Source organism: Mediterraneibacter sp. NSJ-151 (assembly GCF_022487435.1).
GTDB lineage: Bacteria > Bacillota > Clostridia > Lachnospirales > Lachnospiraceae > Schaedlerella > Schaedlerella hominis.
In genome coordinates this window covers 51,751-72,426 of record NZ_JAKVPP010000013.1, presented here as the reverse complement: position 1 = coordinate 72,426, position 20,676 = coordinate 51,751, and the positions used below count along the sequence as shown (strand labels likewise).

At 43.8% G+C, this 20,676-nt stretch carries 28 protein-coding genes; 17 read left to right on the top strand and 11 right to left on the bottom strand.

What is annotated here, in order from left to right:
* Positions 1–9 precede the first annotated feature (9 nt).
* Together LQE94_RS12470 and LQE94_RS12465 are read right to left on the bottom strand one after the other, a co-directional pair.
* Positions 10–780: a hypothetical protein gene (locus LQE94_RS12470; RefSeq protein ID WP_240577856.1), complete on the bottom strand. Its 771-nt coding sequence runs from the start codon at positions 778–780 to the stop codon at positions 10–12.
* 170 nt (positions 781–950) lie between these two features.
* Complete coding sequence (locus tag LQE94_RS12465) at positions 951–1,736, bottom strand: single-stranded DNA-binding protein (protein WP_240577855.1); 786 nt, start codon at positions 1,734–1,736, stop codon at positions 951–953.
* A gap of 632 nt (positions 1,737–2,368) precedes the next feature.
* On the opposite strand from LQE94_RS12465, the gene LQE94_RS12455 reads away from it, so the two are divergent.
* The 9 genes from LQE94_RS12455 to LQE94_RS12415 all read left to right on the top strand — a co-directional run bounded on the left by LQE94_RS12455 (position 2,369) and on the right by LQE94_RS12415 (position 9,989).
* On the top strand, positions 2,369–3,040 hold the full coding sequence (locus LQE94_RS12455) for a response regulator transcription factor (protein ID WP_054352582.1): 672 nt from the start codon (positions 2,369–2,371) through the stop codon (positions 3,038–3,040).
* Positions 3,037–4,110, top strand: a complete 1,074-nt coding sequence (locus tag LQE94_RS12450; protein WP_204932559.1) for a sensor histidine kinase — start codon at positions 3,037–3,039, stop codon at positions 4,108–4,110. Before LQE94_RS12455 ends, LQE94_RS12450 begins: the two co-directional genes overlap by 4 nt.
* A gap of 134 nt (positions 4,111–4,244) precedes the next feature.
* Positions 4,245–5,150, top strand: a complete 906-nt coding sequence (locus LQE94_RS12445) for an ATP-binding cassette domain-containing protein (protein ID WP_106789425.1) — start codon at positions 4,245–4,247, stop codon at positions 5,148–5,150.
* A gap of 5 nt (positions 5,151–5,155) precedes the next feature.
* Entirely contained in the window at positions 5,156–5,905 is a 750-nt protein-coding gene (locus LQE94_RS12440; protein ID WP_106789426.1) for a hypothetical protein, read from the top strand.
* Positions 5,906–6,025: 120 nt separating this feature from the next.
* On the top strand, positions 6,026–6,496 hold the full coding sequence (locus LQE94_RS12435) for a winged helix-turn-helix domain-containing protein (RefSeq protein ID WP_240577854.1): 471 nt from the start codon (positions 6,026–6,028) through the stop codon (positions 6,494–6,496).
* 124 nt (positions 6,497–6,620) lie between these two features.
* Positions 6,621–7,124: an RNA polymerase sigma factor gene (locus tag LQE94_RS12430; RefSeq protein ID WP_240577853.1), complete on the top strand. Its 504-nt coding sequence runs from the start codon at positions 6,621–6,623 to the stop codon at positions 7,122–7,124.
* Between the two features lie 3 nt (positions 7,125–7,127).
* Positions 7,128–7,898 (top strand): hypothetical protein, encoded by a 771-nt coding sequence (locus LQE94_RS12425; protein WP_240577852.1) that lies wholly within the window; start codon positions 7,128–7,130, stop codon positions 7,896–7,898.
* Positions 7,870–8,754, top strand: a complete 885-nt coding sequence (locus tag LQE94_RS12420) for an ABC transporter ATP-binding protein (protein ID WP_240577851.1) — start codon at positions 7,870–7,872, stop codon at positions 8,752–8,754. The genes LQE94_RS12425 and LQE94_RS12420 overlap by 29 nt, the downstream gene beginning before the upstream one ends.
* Positions 8,754–9,989, top strand: a complete 1,236-nt coding sequence (locus tag LQE94_RS12415; protein WP_087282319.1) for an ABC transporter permease — start codon at positions 8,754–8,756, stop codon at positions 9,987–9,989. The genes LQE94_RS12420 and LQE94_RS12415 overlap by 1 nt, the downstream gene beginning before the upstream one ends.
* 367 nt (positions 9,990–10,356) lie before the next feature.
* On the opposite strand, the gene LQE94_RS12410 is transcribed toward LQE94_RS12415, so the two are convergent.
* Both LQE94_RS12410 and LQE94_RS12405 read right to left on the bottom strand, forming a co-directional pair.
* Positions 10,357–11,757, bottom strand: a complete 1,401-nt coding sequence (locus LQE94_RS12410) for a sensor histidine kinase (protein ID WP_240577850.1) — start codon at positions 11,755–11,757, stop codon at positions 10,357–10,359.
* A gap of 4 nt (positions 11,758–11,761) precedes the next feature.
* Positions 11,762–12,463: a response regulator transcription factor gene (locus tag LQE94_RS12405; RefSeq protein ID WP_201311769.1), complete on the bottom strand. Its 702-nt coding sequence runs from the start codon at positions 12,461–12,463 to the stop codon at positions 11,762–11,764.
* A 156-nt stretch (positions 12,464–12,619) separates the two neighbouring features.
* On the opposite strand from LQE94_RS12405, the gene LQE94_RS12400 reads away from it, so the two are divergent.
* The 7 genes from LQE94_RS12400 to LQE94_RS12370 are packed head-to-tail and all read left to right on the top strand — an operon-like array spanning position 12,620 to position 16,508.
* Positions 12,620–13,384 carry an ABC transporter ATP-binding protein gene (locus tag LQE94_RS12400; protein ID WP_201311770.1) on the top strand — a complete coding sequence of 255 codons (765 nt, stop codon included), beginning with the start codon at positions 12,620–12,622 and terminating at the stop codon, positions 13,382–13,384.
* Positions 13,381–14,106 carry an ABC transporter permease gene (locus LQE94_RS12395; RefSeq protein WP_240577849.1) on the top strand — a complete coding sequence of 242 codons (726 nt, stop codon included), beginning with the start codon at positions 13,381–13,383 and terminating at the stop codon, positions 14,104–14,106. The genes LQE94_RS12400 and LQE94_RS12395 overlap by 4 nt, the downstream gene beginning before the upstream one ends.
* A 15-nt stretch (positions 14,107–14,121) precedes the next feature.
* Positions 14,122–14,886, top strand: coding sequence for an ABC transporter permease (locus LQE94_RS12390; protein WP_201311772.1), 765 nt, complete (start codon positions 14,122–14,124; stop codon positions 14,884–14,886).
* A gap of 5 nt (positions 14,887–14,891) precedes the next feature.
* The gene (locus LQE94_RS12385) at positions 14,892–15,188 is read left to right on the top strand and encodes a hypothetical protein (protein WP_201311773.1); all 297 of its coding nucleotides are present in this window, start codon (positions 14,892–14,894) and stop codon (positions 15,186–15,188) included.
* Between the two features lie 10 nt (positions 15,189–15,198).
* A complete protein-coding gene (locus LQE94_RS12380) occupies positions 15,199–15,690 on the top strand; it encodes an anti-sigma factor (RefSeq protein ID WP_201311774.1) in 492 nt (163 codons plus the stop codon).
* Between the two features lie 13 nt (positions 15,691–15,703).
* Complete coding sequence (locus tag LQE94_RS12375; RefSeq protein WP_240577848.1) at positions 15,704–16,057, top strand: response regulator; 354 nt, start codon at positions 15,704–15,706, stop codon at positions 16,055–16,057.
* A gap of 34 nt (positions 16,058–16,091) precedes the next feature.
* The gene (locus tag LQE94_RS12370; RefSeq protein WP_240577847.1) at positions 16,092–16,508 is read left to right on the top strand and encodes a winged helix-turn-helix domain-containing protein; all 417 of its coding nucleotides are present in this window, start codon (positions 16,092–16,094) and stop codon (positions 16,506–16,508) included.
* A 74-nt stretch (positions 16,509–16,582) separates the two neighbouring features.
* On the opposite strand, the gene LQE94_RS12365 is transcribed toward LQE94_RS12370, so the two are convergent.
* Together LQE94_RS12365 and LQE94_RS12360 are read right to left on the bottom strand one after the other, a co-directional pair.
* Positions 16,583–16,897, bottom strand: a complete 315-nt coding sequence (locus LQE94_RS12365; protein ID WP_087162295.1) for a type II toxin-antitoxin system RelE/ParE family toxin — start codon at positions 16,895–16,897, stop codon at positions 16,583–16,585.
* Complete coding sequence (locus LQE94_RS12360) at positions 16,878–17,150, bottom strand: type II toxin-antitoxin system Phd/YefM family antitoxin (RefSeq protein WP_240577846.1); 273 nt, start codon at positions 17,148–17,150, stop codon at positions 16,878–16,880. Before LQE94_RS12360 ends, LQE94_RS12365 begins: the two co-directional genes overlap by 20 nt.
* A gap of 236 nt (positions 17,151–17,386) precedes the next feature.
* On the opposite strand from LQE94_RS12360, the gene LQE94_RS12355 reads away from it, so the two are divergent.
* Positions 17,387–17,902, top strand: a complete 516-nt coding sequence (locus tag LQE94_RS12355) for a helix-turn-helix domain-containing protein (RefSeq protein WP_087317301.1) — start codon at positions 17,387–17,389, stop codon at positions 17,900–17,902.
* Between the two features lie 59 nt (positions 17,903–17,961).
* Here LQE94_RS12355 and LQE94_RS12350 read toward each other — a convergent pair whose 3' ends face one another.
* The 5 genes from LQE94_RS12350 to LQE94_RS12330 all read right to left on the bottom strand — a co-directional run bounded on the left by LQE94_RS12350 (position 17,962) and on the right by LQE94_RS12330 (position 20,567).
* On the bottom strand, positions 17,962–18,399 hold the full coding sequence (locus tag LQE94_RS12350; protein WP_087317300.1) for a hypothetical protein: 438 nt from the start codon (positions 18,397–18,399) through the stop codon (positions 17,962–17,964).
* A 17-nt stretch (positions 18,400–18,416) separates the two neighbouring features.
* Complete coding sequence (locus LQE94_RS12345) at positions 18,417–19,100, bottom strand: cell division protein (RefSeq protein WP_240577845.1); 684 nt, start codon at positions 19,098–19,100, stop codon at positions 18,417–18,419.
* 20 nt (positions 19,101–19,120) lie between these two features.
* A complete protein-coding gene (locus tag LQE94_RS12340) occupies positions 19,121–19,696 on the bottom strand; it encodes a sigma-70 family RNA polymerase sigma factor (protein WP_240577844.1) in 576 nt (191 codons plus the stop codon).
* A 15-nt stretch (positions 19,697–19,711) separates the two neighbouring features.
* Positions 19,712–20,125, bottom strand: coding sequence for a DUF3268 family zinc-finger domain-containing protein (locus LQE94_RS12335; RefSeq protein WP_240577843.1), 414 nt, complete (start codon positions 20,123–20,125; stop codon positions 19,712–19,714).
* 163 nt (positions 20,126–20,288) lie between these two features.
* On the bottom strand, positions 20,289–20,567 hold the full coding sequence (locus LQE94_RS12330; RefSeq protein WP_087282307.1) for a hypothetical protein: 279 nt from the start codon (positions 20,565–20,567) through the stop codon (positions 20,289–20,291).
* Positions 20,568–20,676: the final 109 nt, after the last annotated feature.

Genomic DNA, 20,676 nt, shown 5'->3' with positions numbered 1-20,676 from the left:
TTTTCCTCCTTATGCCCAGGTAATCTCGACTGCGTTTTCCGTCTCTGCCGCTTCCAGTTCATCATCGGCAAATACCTGCAGGAGTGCAGGCCAGTAGGCTTTGGGTGGGAAATGCTCCAGCTTGCCTTTTACTTCTGGCTCCTTCCCATTGAGGATATAAACGTCCCCCTGTTCTCCGATGAACAGCTTCTGGTGTCCTTTTGCCTGTAAATTCCCGATCATTTCCACAAGGAATGGTTTCCCGATCAGGGAGTACCAGGACGCAGGATCAACCTTTGGCGTATCCGGGGAAGCGGATTTGTCGCCTCTCCGCTTTAACGCAGAAACAGTCAGCATCTGAAGATGCAGGTTTCCGTACTCATCCATAGACACTTCTGCAAAGTTATAGTCACCGGTGTTTCTGGTAGACAGACGGACCGCATCTCCATCCAGCAGGTGGGAAAGGCGCAGAGGTTCTGCAAATTCCCAGGTGGCTTCCGGAAAAGCAGACTGAAGTGTGTCTGTGATCTGGTAGCTGATCTGCCGGATCAGGATGGTTTCCAGATCTGAGTTCCCGTTTCCTGTATCCGTTGCCCTTCCAGCCGGAAACCTCAATTTCCGGAGTCCGGAAGCAAGCGGAGGGATGATAAGGATTGCCAGGGAAACGATGACTCCTGCAGCAGCGATGCCAGTCATCAGATAGGACTTGCCTCCCATTGGAAGCAGAAATGCCGCTGCAAACAGGCACAATACGGTGATCTGTAACGTCATTTTGATCGTTCTGGTTTTCTTTGCTTTCATGTAAATTCTTCCTTTCTTCCTAAACTTGCTGTGCCGCATCCAGGAGAGCCGATGCTCGGCGCTCTCCTGGATCCTGTGCGGACACAAAAAAAGAACTGCCTGTACGGAGTAGTCTCCGGGTGCAATTCTCTACATGGATCGTTTCTTATGAAATTTTTTGTGCGTCAGCATCAAGCAACAAAAGGAAGCTGCTCTGCCTGCTGTTCTGTAACCTGAGTGAACCCATCTTCCGGATAGCCGCCCTGTGTTCCCGGAGCTGCCCCGCTTCCAGGAGCATAGCCGCCGGAAAGCTGCTGGTTCGGATTGCCCTGTGGGTAATTCGGTGCGCTTCCAGGAGTCGGAGCGTAGCCGTTCTGGGGCTGTCTGTAACCGTTCTGGGGTACGTTGCCACGAGGAGCATTTGTTCTTCCCTGTCCTCCCCGTGCATAGCCATTCTGGTTCTGCGGTGCGGCGCCTGCAGGTGCATAATTGCCGGCAGGAGTACTGGATGCCTGTGGATAGCCGCCCTGTGCGGGTGCCGGGTATCCGCCCTGCTGATTGGGAACAGGAGCGCCTCCGGGCTGTCCATAGCCGTTCTGAGGAACGCCTCCAGGTACACCGGGATTGGTCCCATTTACATCGTCATAAGTCAAGGGCGCAAACTGCCAGTCTTTGACAACCACGCTGGGGCCGGAGTTCGGTTTCCCCTGGTTTTTCCCTTTCTGATGAACGAAGGGATGCAGCTCCAGATCTCCAATGATAATCAGTCCGGTGCCTTTCTTTACACCTGCTTTCATCAGGCGGTCTGCCAGAAATGAATTGAAATAGCAGGAATAGAATACGGTTTCTTTGTTCCCGTCCGCTCCCCGCTGGGGGCAGGAGATGTCCAGAGTCGTGTAGGTTGTGTTGCTGTTCTTTGCCTGCATGATCTGGGGATCCGTCGTTGGCCTCCCTGGTAAAAAGATGATTGCTGACATAGAAATTCTCCTTTCTGCCTCTTTGGGCGATAAAATAAATAATAGTGAAAATAAAAAAAGTGCCATTACAGTGCCGTAAAAAACGGCATTATAATGACACGATTTTCCAACTTAAACAGCATGTGTCCTGGGAGAATGGCCCAGACTCCCATTTTGGGATGACACAAAAACTCAAATACAAGATTATAGTAGCACAAGATATAGTGGGTGTCAAATAAAACCAAACTATTTATAGTGGGCTTCTGAGCGCAGCTGCGACATGGTGTTTGCTCTGGAACGGCGGACAGAGGGCAAAAAGGTAAAACAGGTTCCCGTAATCCGGCGCAAAGACTGAACAGAATACCATCAACAAAGGCGGCCTGCAGATGCAGGCCGTTTTAAAATTCATACGCTGTTTCTTGTATTCTTTGACACGAAGAAATATAATGGTTCATGTCGGAGGTTCAGATATAGACTATATAACGCTCAAAATGGCAAATGAAAGATGGGGCGTTTCCGCTCGTCAAAGAAATTATTACTGCGTTGCGAACCGTATCCCCGGCGCTGTTAAAATGGCAACACTATGGTTTATCCCCAGGAATACTAAATATCCGGTGGACGGCAGATTAAAACAAGTCAAGGAGGCTATGTAGATGGCTGTACTTTTAATAGCAGAAGATGAAAAAGATATGCAAAATATTATTGTCGATTTTATGCAACAAGGCGGACACTCTTGCATTTTAGCTAATGATGGAGTAGAGGCACTTTCCATTTTGGAAAACAATACGGTTGATCTTATTATTTTAGATATTATGATGCCACGATTAGATGGATTTACTGTATGTAAATTTGCGCGGAATATATGCGATGTACCCATTATTTTTCTTACTGCTAAAGGCGAGGAAAATGACAAACTCAAAGGCTATGAATATGGTGCAGATGATTATGTCACCAAACCCTTTAGTCCCAAAATACTGTTAGCCAAAGTCAATGCGTGGTTGCGTCATGCAACTACGGCTAATTCACAGGACATTTTATCTGCGGGAGAAATAATGCTATATCCATCGGCTCATACAGTCATTGTGTCTGGTAATGAAGTTGAGCTTACTCATAAAGAATACGAACTGTTGCATTTGTTCTTGCAGAATAAAAATCAAGTGTTCTCGCGTGAGCAGTTGTTAAACCGTATTTGGGGATTTGACTTTGAAGGAAATACACGAACTGTCGATTCACACATCAAAACGCTCCGTCAAAAGTTAGGAACCGAAGGGCGTCATATTGTGACACTAATTCGTTCTGGTTATAAGTTTGAGGTAAAACCATGAGCAATTCATTTAAGTCAGTTGAGAAAAAATACTTTGTTTTCTCAAGAACTATACGGTTTGTTATTACAGTTTTGTATCCTATTATGTTCCTCATAGCACCGATAGAGTATAAATTCCTGTTGCCTTTTATTTGGCTGCTTTTATTTCTTGGCGGTGAATGGCTGCAAGAGATTTACTTACATCGCATCATTGTGGTTCCACTGGGGAGCATTACTGATACTGCACAGAAACTTGCAAATCTTGATTTTATGACGGTGTGTGATATTCAGTCTCATGATGAATTAGGCAGTTTATCGAATAGCCTAAATACTTTGGCTTCAAATTTACAAAATGCTTTGGACGAATTAAATAAAGCCAACAAACAGTTAAAAAAAGATGTTCAACATGAAAGGATACTGTTAGAGCAACGAAAGGAATTAGTGGATTCTTTATCGCATGAAATGAAAACGCCTCTTGGCTTAATACAGGCTTATACTGAAGGATTAAAAAATGAGATAGATAATGAGAAGCGCAGAAAGTATATGGATGCCATTCTGGCCGCCACTGAAAGAATGAATTATACAATCATTTCCTTATTAGACTTATCTGCATTAGAGGCCGGAACCACCGTTCTAAAGGAAACTCTTTTTGATTTTGTAGAACTGACAGAGGAAGTAGGCGGACGGTTATTGCTTGATGTTCCTTGTGAAAGATACAGCTTTACTTATGAACTACCAGAGCGGGAAATTATTGTTTATGCGGACCGGCGTAGAATAGAACAGGTACTTGAAAATTTAATCAGCAATGCAAAAAAATATGTATGCGAAAACGGAAACATTCATTTAGCTGTAAAGCAGGAAAATCAGACAATCTATTTTTCTGTTTTCAATCAGGGAAATACTATTCCAGAACAGGAGCTCTCCCAAATTTGGTCAAAGTTTTATCGGGGGAAATGGACGGGACAAAGTGGTAATGGTCTTGGCCTCGCCATTGTCTCTCAAATATTGACCATATATCAAGTTCCATTTGGAGCTATCAATCATACTGATGGAGTGGAGTTTTATTTTCAATTTCCGATTGCAAACAAATAAGCCAATCAAAGCCTTGCTTTCCTTTTGGGAGCAGGGCTTTATTATTTTACACGGATTTCACATCAAACGCACTTCAATTCCAAGCCAGTAGGATACACTGTATCCACTAAATAAACAGGAAAGGAAGTGTCTTGATGCCGCAATATATTTTGCAAACAAAAGAATTGTGTAAAGAATTTGCTCATACCGCTGCGGTCAATCGTGTTAGCATGAATATTCAGCAAGGCGATATATACGGCTTCATTGGTGAAAATGGGGCGGGAAAAACAACTTTTATGCGTATGGTTGCAGGACTTGCATCACCCACATCTGGCACAATCAGGTTATTTGGGCAGGAAAATTTGCAGGCCGGAAGGCACCATATTGGTTGCACGATTGAAAATCCCGCTCTGTATAAAAATATGACCGCAAGAGAAAATCTTGAAATTTTCCGTCATGCTTTCGGTGTAAAAAATACCAAAAGTACAGACAAAGTATTGTCTCTCATGGGGTTGGCGGACACCGGAAGAAAGCGTGTCGGAGATTTTTCGTTGGGCATGAAACAACGCTTGGCGATTGCAGTTGCCCTTTTGGGCAATCCTCAGTTCTTGATTTTGGACGAGCCAATTAACGGGTTAGACCCTGTTGGAATACAAGAGCTGCGTAATTTGTTCGTGCAGTTAAACCGAGAGCAAAATATAACGCTTTTGATTTCAAGTCACATTTTAGGCGAATTATCCAAAATAGCTACCAGATATGGGATTATTCACAAAGGTTCTCTTGTTTCAGAATTGTCCACAGATGATTTAATGGCTCAATGCGAGCGACACTTGATCATCCGAACTGACTGTGCTGATAAGGCAATCAATGTTCTACAAGCACAGTTGGGCATTACGAAATATAAAATTTTGACACCATATACAATTTCCTTAAAGGAGTATGTTGGACAATCAGAAGTTGTCAATAAGACTTTAATACAGAATGGCCTTGTTCTTTTCGAGTCAACAATCTATGAGGATAGTTTGGAGGATTACTTTAATTCGATTATAGTGAGGAGGTGAGAAAAATGACTAATCTGCTGCGGTCCCAGATTTACAAATTATTTCACAATATGATATTTTGGGCGGGGGCTGCCTTAACTATTTGCTCGGTACTGTTTTATGCTGTGTTTGAGAGCATGAAAGCCGAAACAGTTGCTAACGGAATGCCTCTATTCCAGTATTATAGTATCCTATTCCAGAATTACAGCACTGGGCTTCCCGTTTTGATTTTCTGTGTGGTATTTGCTTCGGATGATTTTATGAGTGGCGCTGTTCATTACTATATTTCAAAAGGAATTTCGAGAATTCAATACTATTTGTCCAAAATGATAACTTGTGCATTTGCTGCCACTCTATATGTTGTAATTGCGGGTATAAGCGGAACTATAATCAGTCAAATACTTTGGCATAATCTTGATGGATTACTTCAAATAAATACATTACAGTTGTTATTTTTCTTCTTTAGCCAAATCATACTCCATGCCTCTTATGCGAGCTTTCTGGTGTTTACCTGTTTCTTGTTTAGGAGCAGCGTAATTTCCAGTGTAGTAAATATGTTTTTACTGATTTTTGGATTTTACATTGTTCATCGTATTGAAGATGCAATCTGGAACAGTTATGTGATTTCGATGTATTGGCCGGTAGCAATGTTCCAAAGAGTGCAAGTAATGACGGTGGCCGAATGGTTTTCTGTTGTCGCAGCTATTTTTGTAATACACGGAGTGCTGTTGACTTGTATTGGAATTATCATTATGAAAAAACGAGATATAAAATAAGCAATCTGCCGGACGACGGCAAAAGAAAAAAAGCCGTCGTACAATAATCCTACAGATTCCGGCAAAAATGCGGAGAACTGCATATGGGAAATAAATATGGTGGAACGTGGGGGATGAAGCATGGATAAAGAAAAAACCGTAATATTTCTGGCGGCGGGGGGAAGGCGGTACGAAGCAGGTATGATTGAACTGGTACTTCGCACGACAGAAAGTTCCGGTCTGGTGAAGGAACAGATCCTGGCAAGGCTGGATGGAGGTCAGGCATTGCCGGATGCAGATCCGGTTCTTGAGTATTCTGGACTCTGTATTGACTCACTCCGCCACCAGGCGTCATATCAGGGGCAAGAAATTTCTCTGACAGAGAATTACGAATTTCACACCCTGGCGTACCTTGCCAGTCAGCCGGGTAGAGTCTACACGAAAGAGCAGATCTACCAGGCAGTCTGGAAGGAGGAACCTGTGGATGTAAGCAGTGCGGTGTTCTGTATCATCAGGAATATCCGCCAGAAGCTGCGGGAGGTAACAACAAAAGAATATATCCAGACCGTGTGGGGAGTCGGATACAAATTTGTGGATGTCCCAGGGGAATGAGCCCCTGGGATTTTTCTACAAAAAAAAAAAATTGATTAAAAGTTGCTTTTTTCTTGTTTTCAAACGTTATACCTTATAAAAGGGAGTAAACGAGAACAAGATAGATGAAACTAGGAGAATTTTTGTGTTTGAAAAAAAGCTTGTGAAAAAACTTATCTTCGATGAGGGTGAGATAGAGACGTTGATACAAGAAAACTATAAATGTATATATAGATATTGTTTTTATCATGTGAGAAATAGGGAGGTGGCTCAAGATATTACTCAGGATGTGTTTTTTAAGTTCATAAAGGAAATAGATAGATATAAAGAATATGGTAGGCTGAAGAACTATTTATATGTTATTGCAAAAAATTCTATCAGGGATTACATCCGTAAAACCCAAAATGTGAATTTGAAATTAGTGGAAGAAGGATATGATGATGGCGGCATAGATAAAAAGTTAATGCAAATGAGCATTTGGGAAGCATTGGACTCTTTGGATGATTTAGACAAGGAAATAATTATTTTGAGATATTATCAGGAACTCAGAATTAAAGATATTTCTCAGATAATAGATATTCCTGCATCTACTGTTCGATATAAATTGAAAAATGCTGAAAAAACGCTGAAAAATAGATTGGAGTTATGAAATATGATAGATAAACGGTTAATGAAAGAACTGGGAAAAATAGAGGTGCCTTTGTACGACATCCGGAAATATGAAGAAACTATTATGAAGGCTAAGGCAGTAAAATTGCATCCAGAAAAACAACGGATGTGTAATAAAGAATTTTTTATAAACCAGTTACGATTTATTAATAAGAAAACATGGATTCTAAAGTTTATTATTTCTATCATGATCTTATATGTAATCATCACTGAACAAATTGATATTAGCGGTTGGACATGGACCTTGATCGCAGTATCTGGTCCTGCGCTATGTTTAATTAATGCGAATGAGATATGTAACATATTTCAGCCAGGAATGGTAGAAATACAAATGACAGCCAAAAACTCATTTGGCAAAGTGCTTATGGTTCGTTTGATAACATTCGGATTATTTGATTTAATTTTTTTCGTATGTATGGCGTTAGGAATGTCTATATTTAAGAGAACTATAATTTGGCAGGTAATATTGTATGGAATAGTGCCTTATATCATTATGTGTTTTGGATGCTTGATGATTTTAAATAGGTGCAGGGAGGAGATTATTTCGCTGTATTCTTTAACCTGGGGAGTATGTTTAAATTGTATAATTATAATTTCCAAAATATCAGATATAAGAATATACCAGGCATCTTACTTTAATATGTGGCTAGGCATAGGGCTAATAGCTTTTGGGGGCACGATAATAGAGTTACACAGACTTTTTAAAAAGACAGGAGGAAATCTGGATGAAATTAGCTATGGAACATCTGTCTAAACAATTTAAAAATAAAATTGCGGTAAAACAGATTGATACGGTATTAACAGAAGGAGTATATGGGTTTTTAGGTGCCAATGGCGCAGGAAAAACAACGCTTTTACAAATGATCTGCGGAATCATTGAACCTACATCGGGAGAAGTTAAAGTAAACGGTGAAAATAATTTACAGATGGGAGAGCGGTTTCGGGATTTATTGGGATATTTACCGCAGGAGTTTGGATATACGCCAGGTTTTACAGCGCAGGATTTTATGCTCTATATTGCTTCGATTAAAGGTTTGCAGCCGAAATATGCAAAGAGAAGAACAAGAGAACTATTAAAGCTGGTTAATTTAGAGAAAGAGGCAGATAGGAAAATCAGAACCTTTTCAGGAGGGATGAAGCGACGATTGGGTATTGCACAAGCTCTGTTAAATGATCCTAAAATTTTAATTTTAGATGAACCGACTGCAGGGTTAGATCCTAAAGAACGTGCGTATTTCCGAAATATCATATCTGAAATGTCAAAAGATAAAATTATCATTATATCGACACATATTGTATCGGATATAGAATATATTTCTGATCAGGTACTGGTGATGAAAAAAGGAAGCTTTATCTTGCAGGGAACACCAGAAGAGCTACTTGATAAAGTGAAAGGAGAGGTGTGGTCCTGCCATATTCCAAATAAAGACTGGACAAAATTTGAAGCGCAGTTTTGTATAGCAAATTCACATACATTAGCGAATTATGTTGATGCCAGAATTGTGTCTTTAGAAGCTCCAATTGAGGGGGCTATTAATGTTGAACCAACTTTGGAGGATTTGTATTTGAAGTATTTTTCGGATGAGATGGAAGTAGGTGACAGAAATTAATGGGTGGAATGATTAAATATGAATGGAAAAAGATATGGAAAAGCAGACTGACACAAATATCAGTTATAGGATGTTGTTTATTTTTGGTTTTTTGTGTTTATTCAAGCATTATTCAAATTACTGCAACAGATCAAAATGGCCAGACTGTAAGTGGAATGCAAGCTGTTGAAGTTTTGAAAGATACTCAGCAGCGGCAAGAATTAACACAGGATAGAGTGAATGAAATTGTAAATCAGTATTTAGAGTACGCTAATAACCCTGATACTAATTCCAATAACGAAGCGTACCATTACTTGTCTGAAGAAAAATATAGAACTTTTTATCAGTCCAACAGAGAGTTACTGAGTTTAATTTCAAATGTATATAAGGAACCTGGCAGTAGTATGGACATAAAGGATGTTTTTGAAGAAAATGTCGGTAAAGATTTTATACAAGCACGTCTTGAGAGAGACCAGAAATATATTCAATTAAGAGAAGAGCGAGGCCAGCTTACGCCTGTTGAAGCAGATTATTGGGAGCGTGAAGTGGAAAAAATACCGGAATATCAATATGGTTATCACAAAGGCTGGGACATGATTTTAGATGCACTGACATGGCCTGTTCTGATTATGATGATTATTTGCATCGGGATTGCACCGATTTTTTCCGGGGAATATCAATCAAAATGTGACTCGCTAATACTATGTATGAAATATGGAAAAAGCAAATTGATATTTGCCAAAATCATTACAGTATGGCTATTTACGACTTGTGTATACTGGGGAATTACATTAATTTATTCAGCAGTATATCTTGGTCTTCTAGGAACTGATGGAGCAGACCTACCGATCCAATTAAAATATCCTGCAGTATCCGTGGGATATCATTTAACAATGGGAGAGGCAGTTATTTATGCATTGGTTTTAGCATATTTCTTTACTCTGGGGATAGTGGGAATAACGCTTTTAATGTCTGCATTACTAAAAAACACATATGGAGTTATTATTATTGCTTTTCTTTTAATAATCATCCCAACCTTTTTATCACCAGATACCGGAGGATATACCTGGAGTCGTATATTGTCTTTATTCCCATCCAAAATTGCAGATTTCTCTTTCCAGTCCTATACTGCCTACAGTATAGGAAATGTGGTAATAAGGTGGCCAGATATGGCAATGATAGTAAACGGTGCCGGAGCTGTTATATTTTCTGCAATTAGTTATTGGATTTTTAGAAAACACCAAGTTAATAAATAAGTTGTAGATGATGAATATAAGCCGATAACTGAAATAATATGTCGTTAATTTGTAGTCATTTGAAAGCTGGTGAGAGATGAGGCAAATTGAAATCATCCTCCGTACCACGGATCCAGCTCGAAAGGTGACAGAGCAGCTCCTGGCAAGATTCGATACAGAGAAACCAGCGCCAGGGAATAATAGGGTTCTTCAGTATTCCGGTCTTTGTATTTATAGCGGATTTTTGAGTGCAGCACCGACTTGGTGTTTGCTCTGGAACGGCGGACGGAGGGCAAAAAGATAAAACAGGTTCCCGTGATCTGGCGCAAAGACTGAACAGAATACCATCAATCAAGGCGGCCTGCAGATGCAGGCCGCCTTGATTATATCACTTTGAATGAAAAGAAACATTATTTTTTCCACTTTTGAGAAGCGTAGAGAAAGACAGCGTTACCTTATAACCTTGCATTGGCACACTATCTATTTTCATAGAACCATCATGCGCCTCAACAATTTGGCGCACAAGCAAAAGCCCCAGTCCATGCCGCAAATCAAGTCGTTCATCGGTGCTTTCCATATAGTGCGGTTTTTCCGCTAACTCTTGTAACTTTTCAGGGGTAAGCCCTACTCCATTATCGGCAACAGTTAGAGTAAGCGTTTCTTCGGTGTATTTAAGGGAAAGCAGGATTTTGCAACCTTGCGGATTATGCTTGATGCTGTTCTGCACAAGGTTGTTGATTGCCCGTGAAATTAAGCGTGCATCACATTCCAACATGGCATTTTCTGCTTCTGGTGCAATATCAATTTCAATCGTATAAGCATCAGAAATCCCGGAGTTGAGCAATTCGGCTACATAGGAACGAATGAGTTTGGACAGGCGTATCTGCTCCTTGTGAAGTGGCTGCATTTCGTATTCCAGTTGGGATACTAAATTCAAATCCTGCACAAGTTCTTTGATTTTGACGCTTTGCTTACGCACGATTTCGGCCTGTTCTCTAACCTTATCAGTGGTTGCTTCATTTGCGGCTATCCGACCAGCATATCCCATAATCATAGAAAGCGGTGTACGGATGTCATGGGAGACGCCGCTGATCCAGTTGGCGCGGGCTTCGTTCTGCCTGCTTATTATCTGAGAGGCTTTATTTACACTGCCTGCAATTTCAGATAGCTCTCCGTCAATATGAAGCGAAGCGGGTTTGCCATTTGCCAATGTTTCAATGGCTTCTACAATCGGCTCTGTATTCTGGATGATCCTGCGTTTTGAAAAATAATAGGCCAAAAACAGGCACAGCGCATCCATGCCTAACATTCCCATCACATAGAAAGGGATTTTTTGAATTGCCTCAATGGAATAGTAGTTGCTGGTAATCTTCATGTAGCTATCCTTTGGATACCCCAAAATCAACAATCCCTCGTCCGTATTCCAGACAAAAACAGGATAATCTTCCAGATAACCTTTTGAAAACAGAGCTACATCCTGAACATTATAATTCTGTGGCACTTCTTCTGGCACATCGAGGGTCCAAAAGCACTCTCCACTTGGTGTCAAATACATAGCCCAGATATTGTACTGGCGCAATTTCTGTACCGCATCATCCGTCAGACCCTCTGTAGTTGCTGCGGTGGAGGCCATCTCAAGCATAGCGCGTGGGGACGCTTCTCCGTAATCCTCTGAAACTGTGTGATAAAAGGTCGCGCCAAACAGAATAACATTGATAAGCACCAGTATCAGGAGAAACGCAGCGAAAGACGCCAAATGCTTTGAAATATATGTTCCAAAAGATTTCATGGCGTCACTTCCTTGTAATCAGTTTATAGCCCAGCCCCTTGATTGTAATCAAAGAAACCGGCTTTGATGGATCGACTTCAATTTTTTCCCGAATACGCCGCACATGGGCATTCAGGCTGTTTTCATAGCCGAAAGGGTTGTCCCCCCATAATGCTTCACAAAGAGCGTCAAGCGTGACGATCTTTCCCTCATTGCGGGCCAGCGTTTCCAGCAGGGTATGCTCTTTTGCGGTCAGGGAGATAACCTCGCCCCCTTTGTTGACCTCTGCCCGGCTAAAATCAATCGTACATCCATCCAGGATAACCAGCGGGCTGTCCTCTTTATAAGTGCGGCGCAAAACCGCATAGATACGCAGCAAAAGTTCCTGCGGCATAAACGGTTTTGAAATGTAATCATCCGCACCAAGGCCAAGACCGGCCAGCTTGTCTGCGGCTTCGTCTTTTGCTGTTAAAAAGATTACCGGCACATCTGTAAATGTACGGAGCTGCTCCATCAGGGAAAAACCATCTCCATCTGGCAGCATTACATCCAATATCATCAAATCCGGTTTTTCTTGTTTTGCCACTATAACAGCTTCTTTCACTGATGCGGCAGTAAGGACAGTTTCAAATCCTGCATCTTTCAAAATATCTGTTACCATCTTCAATAACTCCTGTTCATCATCTACCAACAGGAGCCTTTTACTATGCAAAAAGGAATTGTCCATAGCATTCTCTCCAATCTGATTTCTTTGTTCCTAATTATATCATAGACCATCCATTCTGCGGACGTATCACTTAAAAAGTAAGGTAAAAGTAAGGACAGGAGAATGTAGATGTCAGGTTGATGTTTTATGATGGAATCGATGAAAGGAGATGTTCTTATGGATTACATTATTACTACAGAACAATTGACAAAGAAATACAAGAACTTCATTTCTGTCAACCACGTTTCGCTTCATATCCGCAAAGGCAGTATCTATGGCTTTCTCGGTCCGAACGGAGCAGGCAAGTCCACCACTATGAAAATGTTGCTGGGCCTGACCGCTCCCACAAAAGGCAGTTTTACCATTGATGGTAAGCAGTTCCCGGCTGACCGTATCGCGATTTTGAAGGAGGTCGGCTCGTTCATTGAGTCCCCTTCGTTTTATGCGAACCTGACTGGCCGGGAAAATCTCGATATTATCCGCAGAATTTTAGGACTGCCGAAAAGTGCTGTGGAGGACGCACTGGACCTTGTGGGCTTGACGGAGTTTGGTGACAGACTGGCAAAAAAATATTCGCTGGGAATGAAACAGCGTCTCGGCCTCGCCGGTGCACTGCTGGGCAGACCCCCTATCCTTATTTTGGATGAGCCGACAAACGGGCTTGATCCTTCCGGCATCCATGAAATTCGCAATCTGGTGAAGTCTCTGCCGGATTTGTACGACTGTACAATCTTGATATCGTCCCACATGCTGTCCGAGATTGAACTGATAGCGGATGACATTGGCATTCTCAATCATGGCCGGCTTCTGTTTGAAGGAAGTCTGGATGAGCTTCGCCAAAGTGCTTTACAAGCCGGTTTCGCGGCGGACAATCTGGAGGATATGTTCCTCTCGATGGTGGAGAAAGATAATGCGGCCAGAAAGCAGAGGGCACAGCTATGAATGTACTATCAATCGAACTTCGGAAAGAAAAGCGGACCGGCGTCATTCCTGTGTTGCTGGCTGTTGGAGTGTTAGGAGCTGCATACGCATTTGTCAATTTCCTGGTGCGGAAAGACACGCTTCTCAATTTGCCGCTGGCCCCGATGGATGTTCTGCTGACCCAGCTTTACGGTGTGATTATGATCCTGAACCTGTTCGGTATCGTGGTTGCCACCTGCATGATCTACAACATGGAGTTTAAGGGTAGCGCCATCAAGAAGATGTATATGCTCCCCATGAGCGTTCCAGCTATGTACCTGTGCAAATTCCTGATACTGACAGTCATGTTCTTAGTCGCAATCATACTGCAAAACTTAGCACTTATGCAGATCGGCATGACAGACTTGCCGGAGGGAGCATTTGAGATGGGAACACTGGTACGCTTTGCCGGATATTCTTTCCTCACATCCATGCCGGTGTTGTCGTTTATGCTGTTGGTTTCTTCACGCTTTGAAAATATGTGGATACCTCTCGGTGTAGGGGTCGCAGGATTTTTAAGTGGTATGGCGCTGGCCAATTCAAATTTTATTGTCATGATGGCCCATCCTTTTGTGCTTATGCTGAAACCAGCAGTTGCCATGAGCGCCCAGCCCGACATGACTGTGACCGTGGTATCTCTGATAGAAACCATTTTGTTCCTTGCTATTGCACTGTGGCTGGCAAAAAGCAAACGCTATGAGTAAGGAGGAATTGAAGAAATGAGCTTTTTGGAATTGCTTAAAATTGAGTTTATGAAGGTAAAACGCTCAAAGATCGTGCCACTGATCTTTATCGCGCCACTGTTGGTGGTTGCCTCCGGGGTTGCAAGCTTGAGCCGCTATTTCACCCCGGAATATACAAACGCATGGCCTGCCATGTTCATTCAAAGCGCATTGGTTTATGCATATTATCTGTTGCCGTTCAGCATGATTGTTGTCTGCGTGATGATTGCAGGCCGGGAAACCGGAAATAACGGCATCCTGAAAATGCTGGCCCTGCCGGTCAGCCGATATGCACTTTCCATTGCCAAATTCTGCGTGCTGGTGTTTTACCTGCTTATGGAAATGGTCGTGTTTCTTGCAGTGTTTGTAATTGCGGGATTGATTGCGACACAGACAATGGGAGTAACAGAAACCTTGCCGCTCCTTTATCTGCTGAAATGGTGCCTGGGGCTGTTTCTGACAATGCTGCCGTGTATTGCGACTATGTGGGCAATCACGGTACTGTTTGAAAAGCCGCTTCTTTCTGTTGGATTGAATTTGCTGCTTGTTATTCCCGGTGTATTGGTTGCGAATACGCCGCTGTGGATTGTTTATCCGTACTGTTACAGCGGTTATCTCGTTTCCTGCTCTCTCCATGATTTTACAGCAGAAGCTTCAGACGCTGCTTTTTCAATGTTTCCGTTCCTGCCCTGCGCGATTATCGTGTTCGGTCTGTTTCTCGCGCTGGCTGTCACCCGATTTGGGAAAAAAGAAATGAGGTAAATACTATGGAAAAGAAAAAACTTCAATCAATCAGTATAGCTGCACTCATTGTGAGCATCCTGCCGCTGGCAACCCTTATCCCGTCCTTTCTGCACCTCTCGCTGTCGGACGGCATCCGAACTGTTTGGGCCGGAGCTAATATCGTTTTTGTTCTGCTGGGCCTGATTCTTTCGGTAATTTGTGTGCGTAACAGGGAAAGCCGCAGCGTTATCAATATCGTATCAACAGCAATCAGTGCTTTTTGGTTGTTGCTGATGGTGGGAATTGTTGCACTCGCTTTGTTCCTTACTTTCGTTCAGTGAGGAAATGGTTATGCACAAAATTGGAAAAATCTTTGGATGTTGTCTGATTGCTGTTACTTTGCTGGCCTGTACTGCCTGCTCCGGCCTCGAAAGATTAAGTGATAATTTGAAGGTCGGGGCAGAACAACTCAGTGACGATGTTGTGATCGGGAAAAGCAACGCGCTGATAACGCCTTATCAGTCCTTTAAGGGAAGCCGTACTTCGGATGGCGATGCTTTTCAGGCCAATTATAATGCTTCTGTAATGGGATTCGATGGACAGGATATTTTGGTAGCTGATACCGACCTCAAAGAAAATGAGTGTCGGGAAGTCAACATCCAATATAGTTTTGATGTTCAGTCTGGAAACTGCCAGCTCATTTACATTTCCCCAGAATTGGAGGAAAAAGTGCTTTCTGAATCCAACAGCGGGAGCGTTATCGTCCAACTTCAAGCGGGAGCTAACTATATTGGGATCATCGGTACGGACTATTCAGGCGTTATCCAGATTACCGTGGAATAGATGGCAGAAAGATATGAAACGAATATTAGTAGTAGACGATAACACGGAATATTTACAAGTCCTGTCAAATGTGTTATCAAATGATTTCGATACAATTAAGGCCACAGGCGTCAAGGATGCATTGGATATTCTTCAAGCAATTACAGTAGATGCGATATGTTCCGATTATAATATGAAGGATGGCACAGGATTGGAATTGCTCGAAGACATTCGTCAAAAAGGCATTAACGTTCCCTTCCTACTTATGTCCGGGGATGACGATTACCTGCTTGAACAAAAAGCGAAACTTTGCGGGGGAGTATTTTGCTCCAAGACCGATTGTGATTTGATTGGAAAAATAAAAGAATTGATTAACTCTGAAACGTAATAATGTCTTTCAACTCTTGAACAGGTGGTGAGTAATGGAGCAAATTGAAATCATCCTCCGAACCACGGATCCAACTGGAAAAGTGACGGAGCAGCTTCTGGCGAAATTCGATACAGAGAAACCAGCGACAGAGAGTGATGAGGTTCTTCAGTATTCGGATCTTTGTATTGATCCTGTTCAACATCAGGTTTCTTATCAGGAAAAGGCGGTTCCGCTTACGGAAACGTATGAATTTCAGACGTTTGTCTATCTTGCCAGTCAGCCAGGAAGAGTTTTCACGAAAGAGCAGATCTATCGGGCAGTCTGGAAGGAGGAGCCGGTGGATGTAAACAGTGCGGTATTCTGTATCATCAGGAATATCCGCCAGAAACTGCGAAAGGTAACAACAAAAGAATATATCCAGACCGTGTGGGGAGTTGGATACAAGTTTGTGGATATCCCAGGGGAGTGAGTCCCTGAAAAAGGAGACTGTAAAGCCAAGTACCCCGGTCTGTCTCATGGAATGAGAAGATCGGGGTACTGATCTTAAAGTTGTTCTTTCCAATTCCGGCGGTTATACAAGATCCGTCGTACTTCCATAATGTTTCCAATCACCACATAGAAAACGGTGAAGTTCCGCACCTGGATGCGATAATATGGATATTGACGTTCTCGTGCCGAGTGAAAAGGCTCGAAGGATTCTGCACAGGGAAGCCTTTCTAAAATGGCTGTTTCCACATCGTCCACCAGTCGTTCTGCTGCAGCGGGATTTCTCAGCCGATAGGTAATGTAGTCTACGATTTCATTGAGGTCATCTTCAAATAGAGGGAGAAACCGCAGGTCATAATGCTTTTCGTTCACGGATGCGCCTCCTCACCCGACCAAAAACCTCGTCGGCAGAATAGCGTGTGTCAGAGAGGTCAGCGGCGCGGTCCGCTTCATCCAACGCCAGCTCCACATCATTCGTCAGTTCTTCGTATTGCTCCAGACTGAGCAGAACCATAGAACCGTAACCGTTTTTGGTAAGAAAAACCGGTTCACTTTTGGACAGGACATCCTCTTCAACTTCAGAAAAGCGATTGCGCAGATCTGAAACAGGACGAATATTGAGCATAGTATCGCCTCCTTTATGGCGTTATTTTATCATAATTTTATCACAAAAGCAAGAAACTTATTCGTTGACTGCGATTCTTTTATCTTAAAGTGTAGCAGGAAGAATACTTATTTGGTATATTTGAGGTATCAATAGATTAACATTTGTAGTAATAATGGAAATGTTAATTTGTGTTGCTTGTGGCAACGGTGCTTTTGATATTTAATAGTTGTATCAAAACAAAGGAGGCACAGGTTATGCTGAATGAAAATATTAAAAATCTCCGAAAGGCAAAAGGATTATCGCAAGAAGAACTTGCCGTAAAACTGAATGTAGTAAGGCAGACGGTATCGAAATGGGAAAAAGGTCTATCGGTTCCTGACTCAAATATGCTCATTTCGTTAGCAGACGAATTGGATACTTCAGTAAGTATACTGTTAGGAGAAACCGTACAGGAGCCATGTGTGAATGAGTTGGATCTCAAAAGTATTTCTGAAAAACTGGAAAAAATTAACCTCCAATTTGCTAAAAGAAGTAAGATGAGGATTCAGACAATCCGCTATCTGCTTTTTGCGTTGTGTGCGGTTATCATAGTCGTATTTGTTGCTTTTGCAGCTATGCAGAGCGAATATTTGAACTGGGATTACAATGATCCGGAGCTTGCAGTTGCAGGGACCATCCTGCATGGCGTTGAATTTTTGTTTGTAAGACTGGCGCCATTCGCTCTTATTGGCTCTATCATTGGGATTATCTTCACCTATAAAAACAGATAACTTTCATCGCTAAAAAGTGTCCTGTACACCTGATTGATTCCAGTTGTACAGGACATTTTTTATTCTTCTGCAGATACTTCCGTCAGTTCTTCGTAACCGATCAGCGCCGGAGTATGTAGCAGATCCCCAGCTTTTTCTTCCAAACGGTTTTCTTTTTTAAAATAGAGCCGGTAGCTGTGGCCAGCCAGAAGCCGGGTGTGTTTTTCCAGGCTGAAACGGTATTCTTTTCCGTCCGAGGTACGGAACAGCACCTGCTGATTCCGAGTGAGGGGCGATTTTTCCCGCTTAACGCAGATACCCTCCAGAACCCGATAGTTCTCTGCTTTTACAGCCTGGTATAAAAGGAGGAAGCGTATGATGCAGCACACGCCAAGAAGCAGGCTCATGACCAGCAGGATGGTATCCTTCTGAGACAGGGCATAAACGCACCCAAACAGGACACAGAAAAGGCCGACTGCACAGATGGCAGCCAGCCGGGTAAATAATGGTTTCGGCATAGGTTTCTCCTTTCGGATTAAATCTTCTGGAATAGGATTTTCTGGTTCAGGTACAGGTTGCTGACCGCTTGCAGGACTGGATACTGGGCGTGAGTGATCTGCACGGTATCCGTAAGTGTGCTGCAGGTGTCTTCCGGCGAGGTGTAGAGCTTCTCCAGGATATCCTCTTCCTTGCGGATCAGGATGCCCCGCTCCATGCTGAGCAGCAGCTCTGCTGTGGACAGGGACGCTTTCCCGGCAAGAGCCAGGACTTCCCGCTCCGTGGGCGTGCATTTTGTTTTGCGCAGGAGCCGGGGAATGTCCTTTAGCTGCACCTGCCCTTTGGTGTAGAGCAGGAATACACTGGCAAGCCGGGGAAGAAAACGGTCCTCAACGGGTGTGATGATCAGCGTCCCCAAAAGCCGGTACAGGGCATCCACGGCGCTTACCCCCATCCCTTTTACCAGAAGCCCCCGCAGGAGCAGACGGTTCAGGTAATGGGACAGCGGCAGGGAGATGGACTGGCCAGAGGTTGCACAGTTTTTTTCAAACAGACGCTCCAGTTCCGGATAGGTCAGGATCTGGAAGGCCAGGCAGCTCCACACCAGAAGCTCCTCTTTGGACATCCCGTATTCCTTCTGATTATTGATCACATGGGGGACCGGTTTCCCGTTCACATTTACAAACTGAAGACTGCCGACAGCGGTATAGAGCGTAAGCATAAAAGTTCCTCCTTTATCGTTCAGGATAACAGAGCGCACAGCGCTGCATCCTGCTGTAAAAATCTGCGGGCTTTGCTCAGCCAGGCCCGGATATGGTTGGAAGGCACCTGGTAGTGAGCGGACAGTTCTTTGGTCGAGTAGCCTTCAAGCTGGAAGCAGAGGGCCTCGATGCCTTTTTGGATGGTGCTGCACTGTGAGGCTTTGAGTGTCTCCAGATAAGCACCTGCCGCCGTATCCTTCAGTGCCAGGGGCGCTGCATCCGGGCCGGTTTCCAGTTGCTGGCCAATCTGCAGGGACGCTGTAGCATCCAGCAGATCTTCCTGCAGCGGGCAGAAAAGATCTTTTTCCCGGATTTCGTGGCGCCAGAAGTCAAAAATGGCATTGCGGATCGCAGCTGCAGCGTATGGAGCGAAGGGAAACCCTTCCCCGCAGGAGACGGCTGCCCGGCACAGGGCCAGGTATCCGATCTGGCAAAGTTCCTGCCGCTGCTCGCTGGTTAAAGGGCTTCCGTTTGTCATTGAGCGGATGATCTTTGGGACCAGATCCATATGCTCTTCCGCCAGCTGCTTCTGGGCGGGCGTCATAGGCTTTAACATCACATTTCCCTCCCTTCAGAGTGCCGCCTGGAGGCGGGGCCGCTGGTGTGCCAGAAGTTTCCTGGACTCCCGGATCACCTGGTCGCACATATAGTTCCCGAACATCCCGATGTGCGCCTGCTCATCGGAGAGGCAGAACTTGTCCGCCATCCAGTGATAGGCGTCGGGGCGGCTCAAGATTCCCCTCAGCCAGATCTGGTCAAAGATCTGATGTGCCAGCATCCGTTTCTTCCGAAGTTCCTGGTCTGCCAGCGTGCCTTTGGGGATCCGGGTTCCGGGATGGACTCCTACATAGGCGTCGCACCTGGGATAGTTGCTGCATACATAAACCTTGCCGCCGTAGGACTTCTTCCCGTAGACGAAGGAAGCGTCCCGAAGGATGGCAGTGCCGCCGCAGTATGGGCAGCGGATGGATTTCTTCTGTTTCATAGTCTGTTCACCTCAATTTCATACGTATGGCATAAGTACGGCATACGTTTATCATTCTCTACGTATTGCTTACTTATAGTGTAAGGATAAAGGTGACAGATGCCCATAGGATGAATGCCGAAACTGGTCCCAGATCCGGACCAAATGGCACGTTTCACCATTTTTACGGCCAGTCAGAGTAAAAGATGGCCTTGATCAGCGGAAACAGGCCGCTGTCCGTGAAGCGCTCATAGTTGACTGGTGTGAAGATGAATCCGGCGCAGAAGATACGCACCAGAAACAGGATCACCAGAACCTTGCAGACCAGGTACAGCCGCATGGTGCGGGGCGTCCAGGGCTTTGTGGGGCGGAACTTCCGGTACAGGATATACAGCATGGGGAGAAAGATCAGGGTGGTAAATGTCCTGTCGATCCAGCAGATAATCAGAATCAGATAACTCATGTGATGCTCCTCCTTTCGTTTTCTTACTTATCCCATACGTAGAAGCCCCGCAAAACGCAACTTTACCAGTCATAGCAGGCTGCCTCCTGGAGACGCAGCAGTGCCTCCG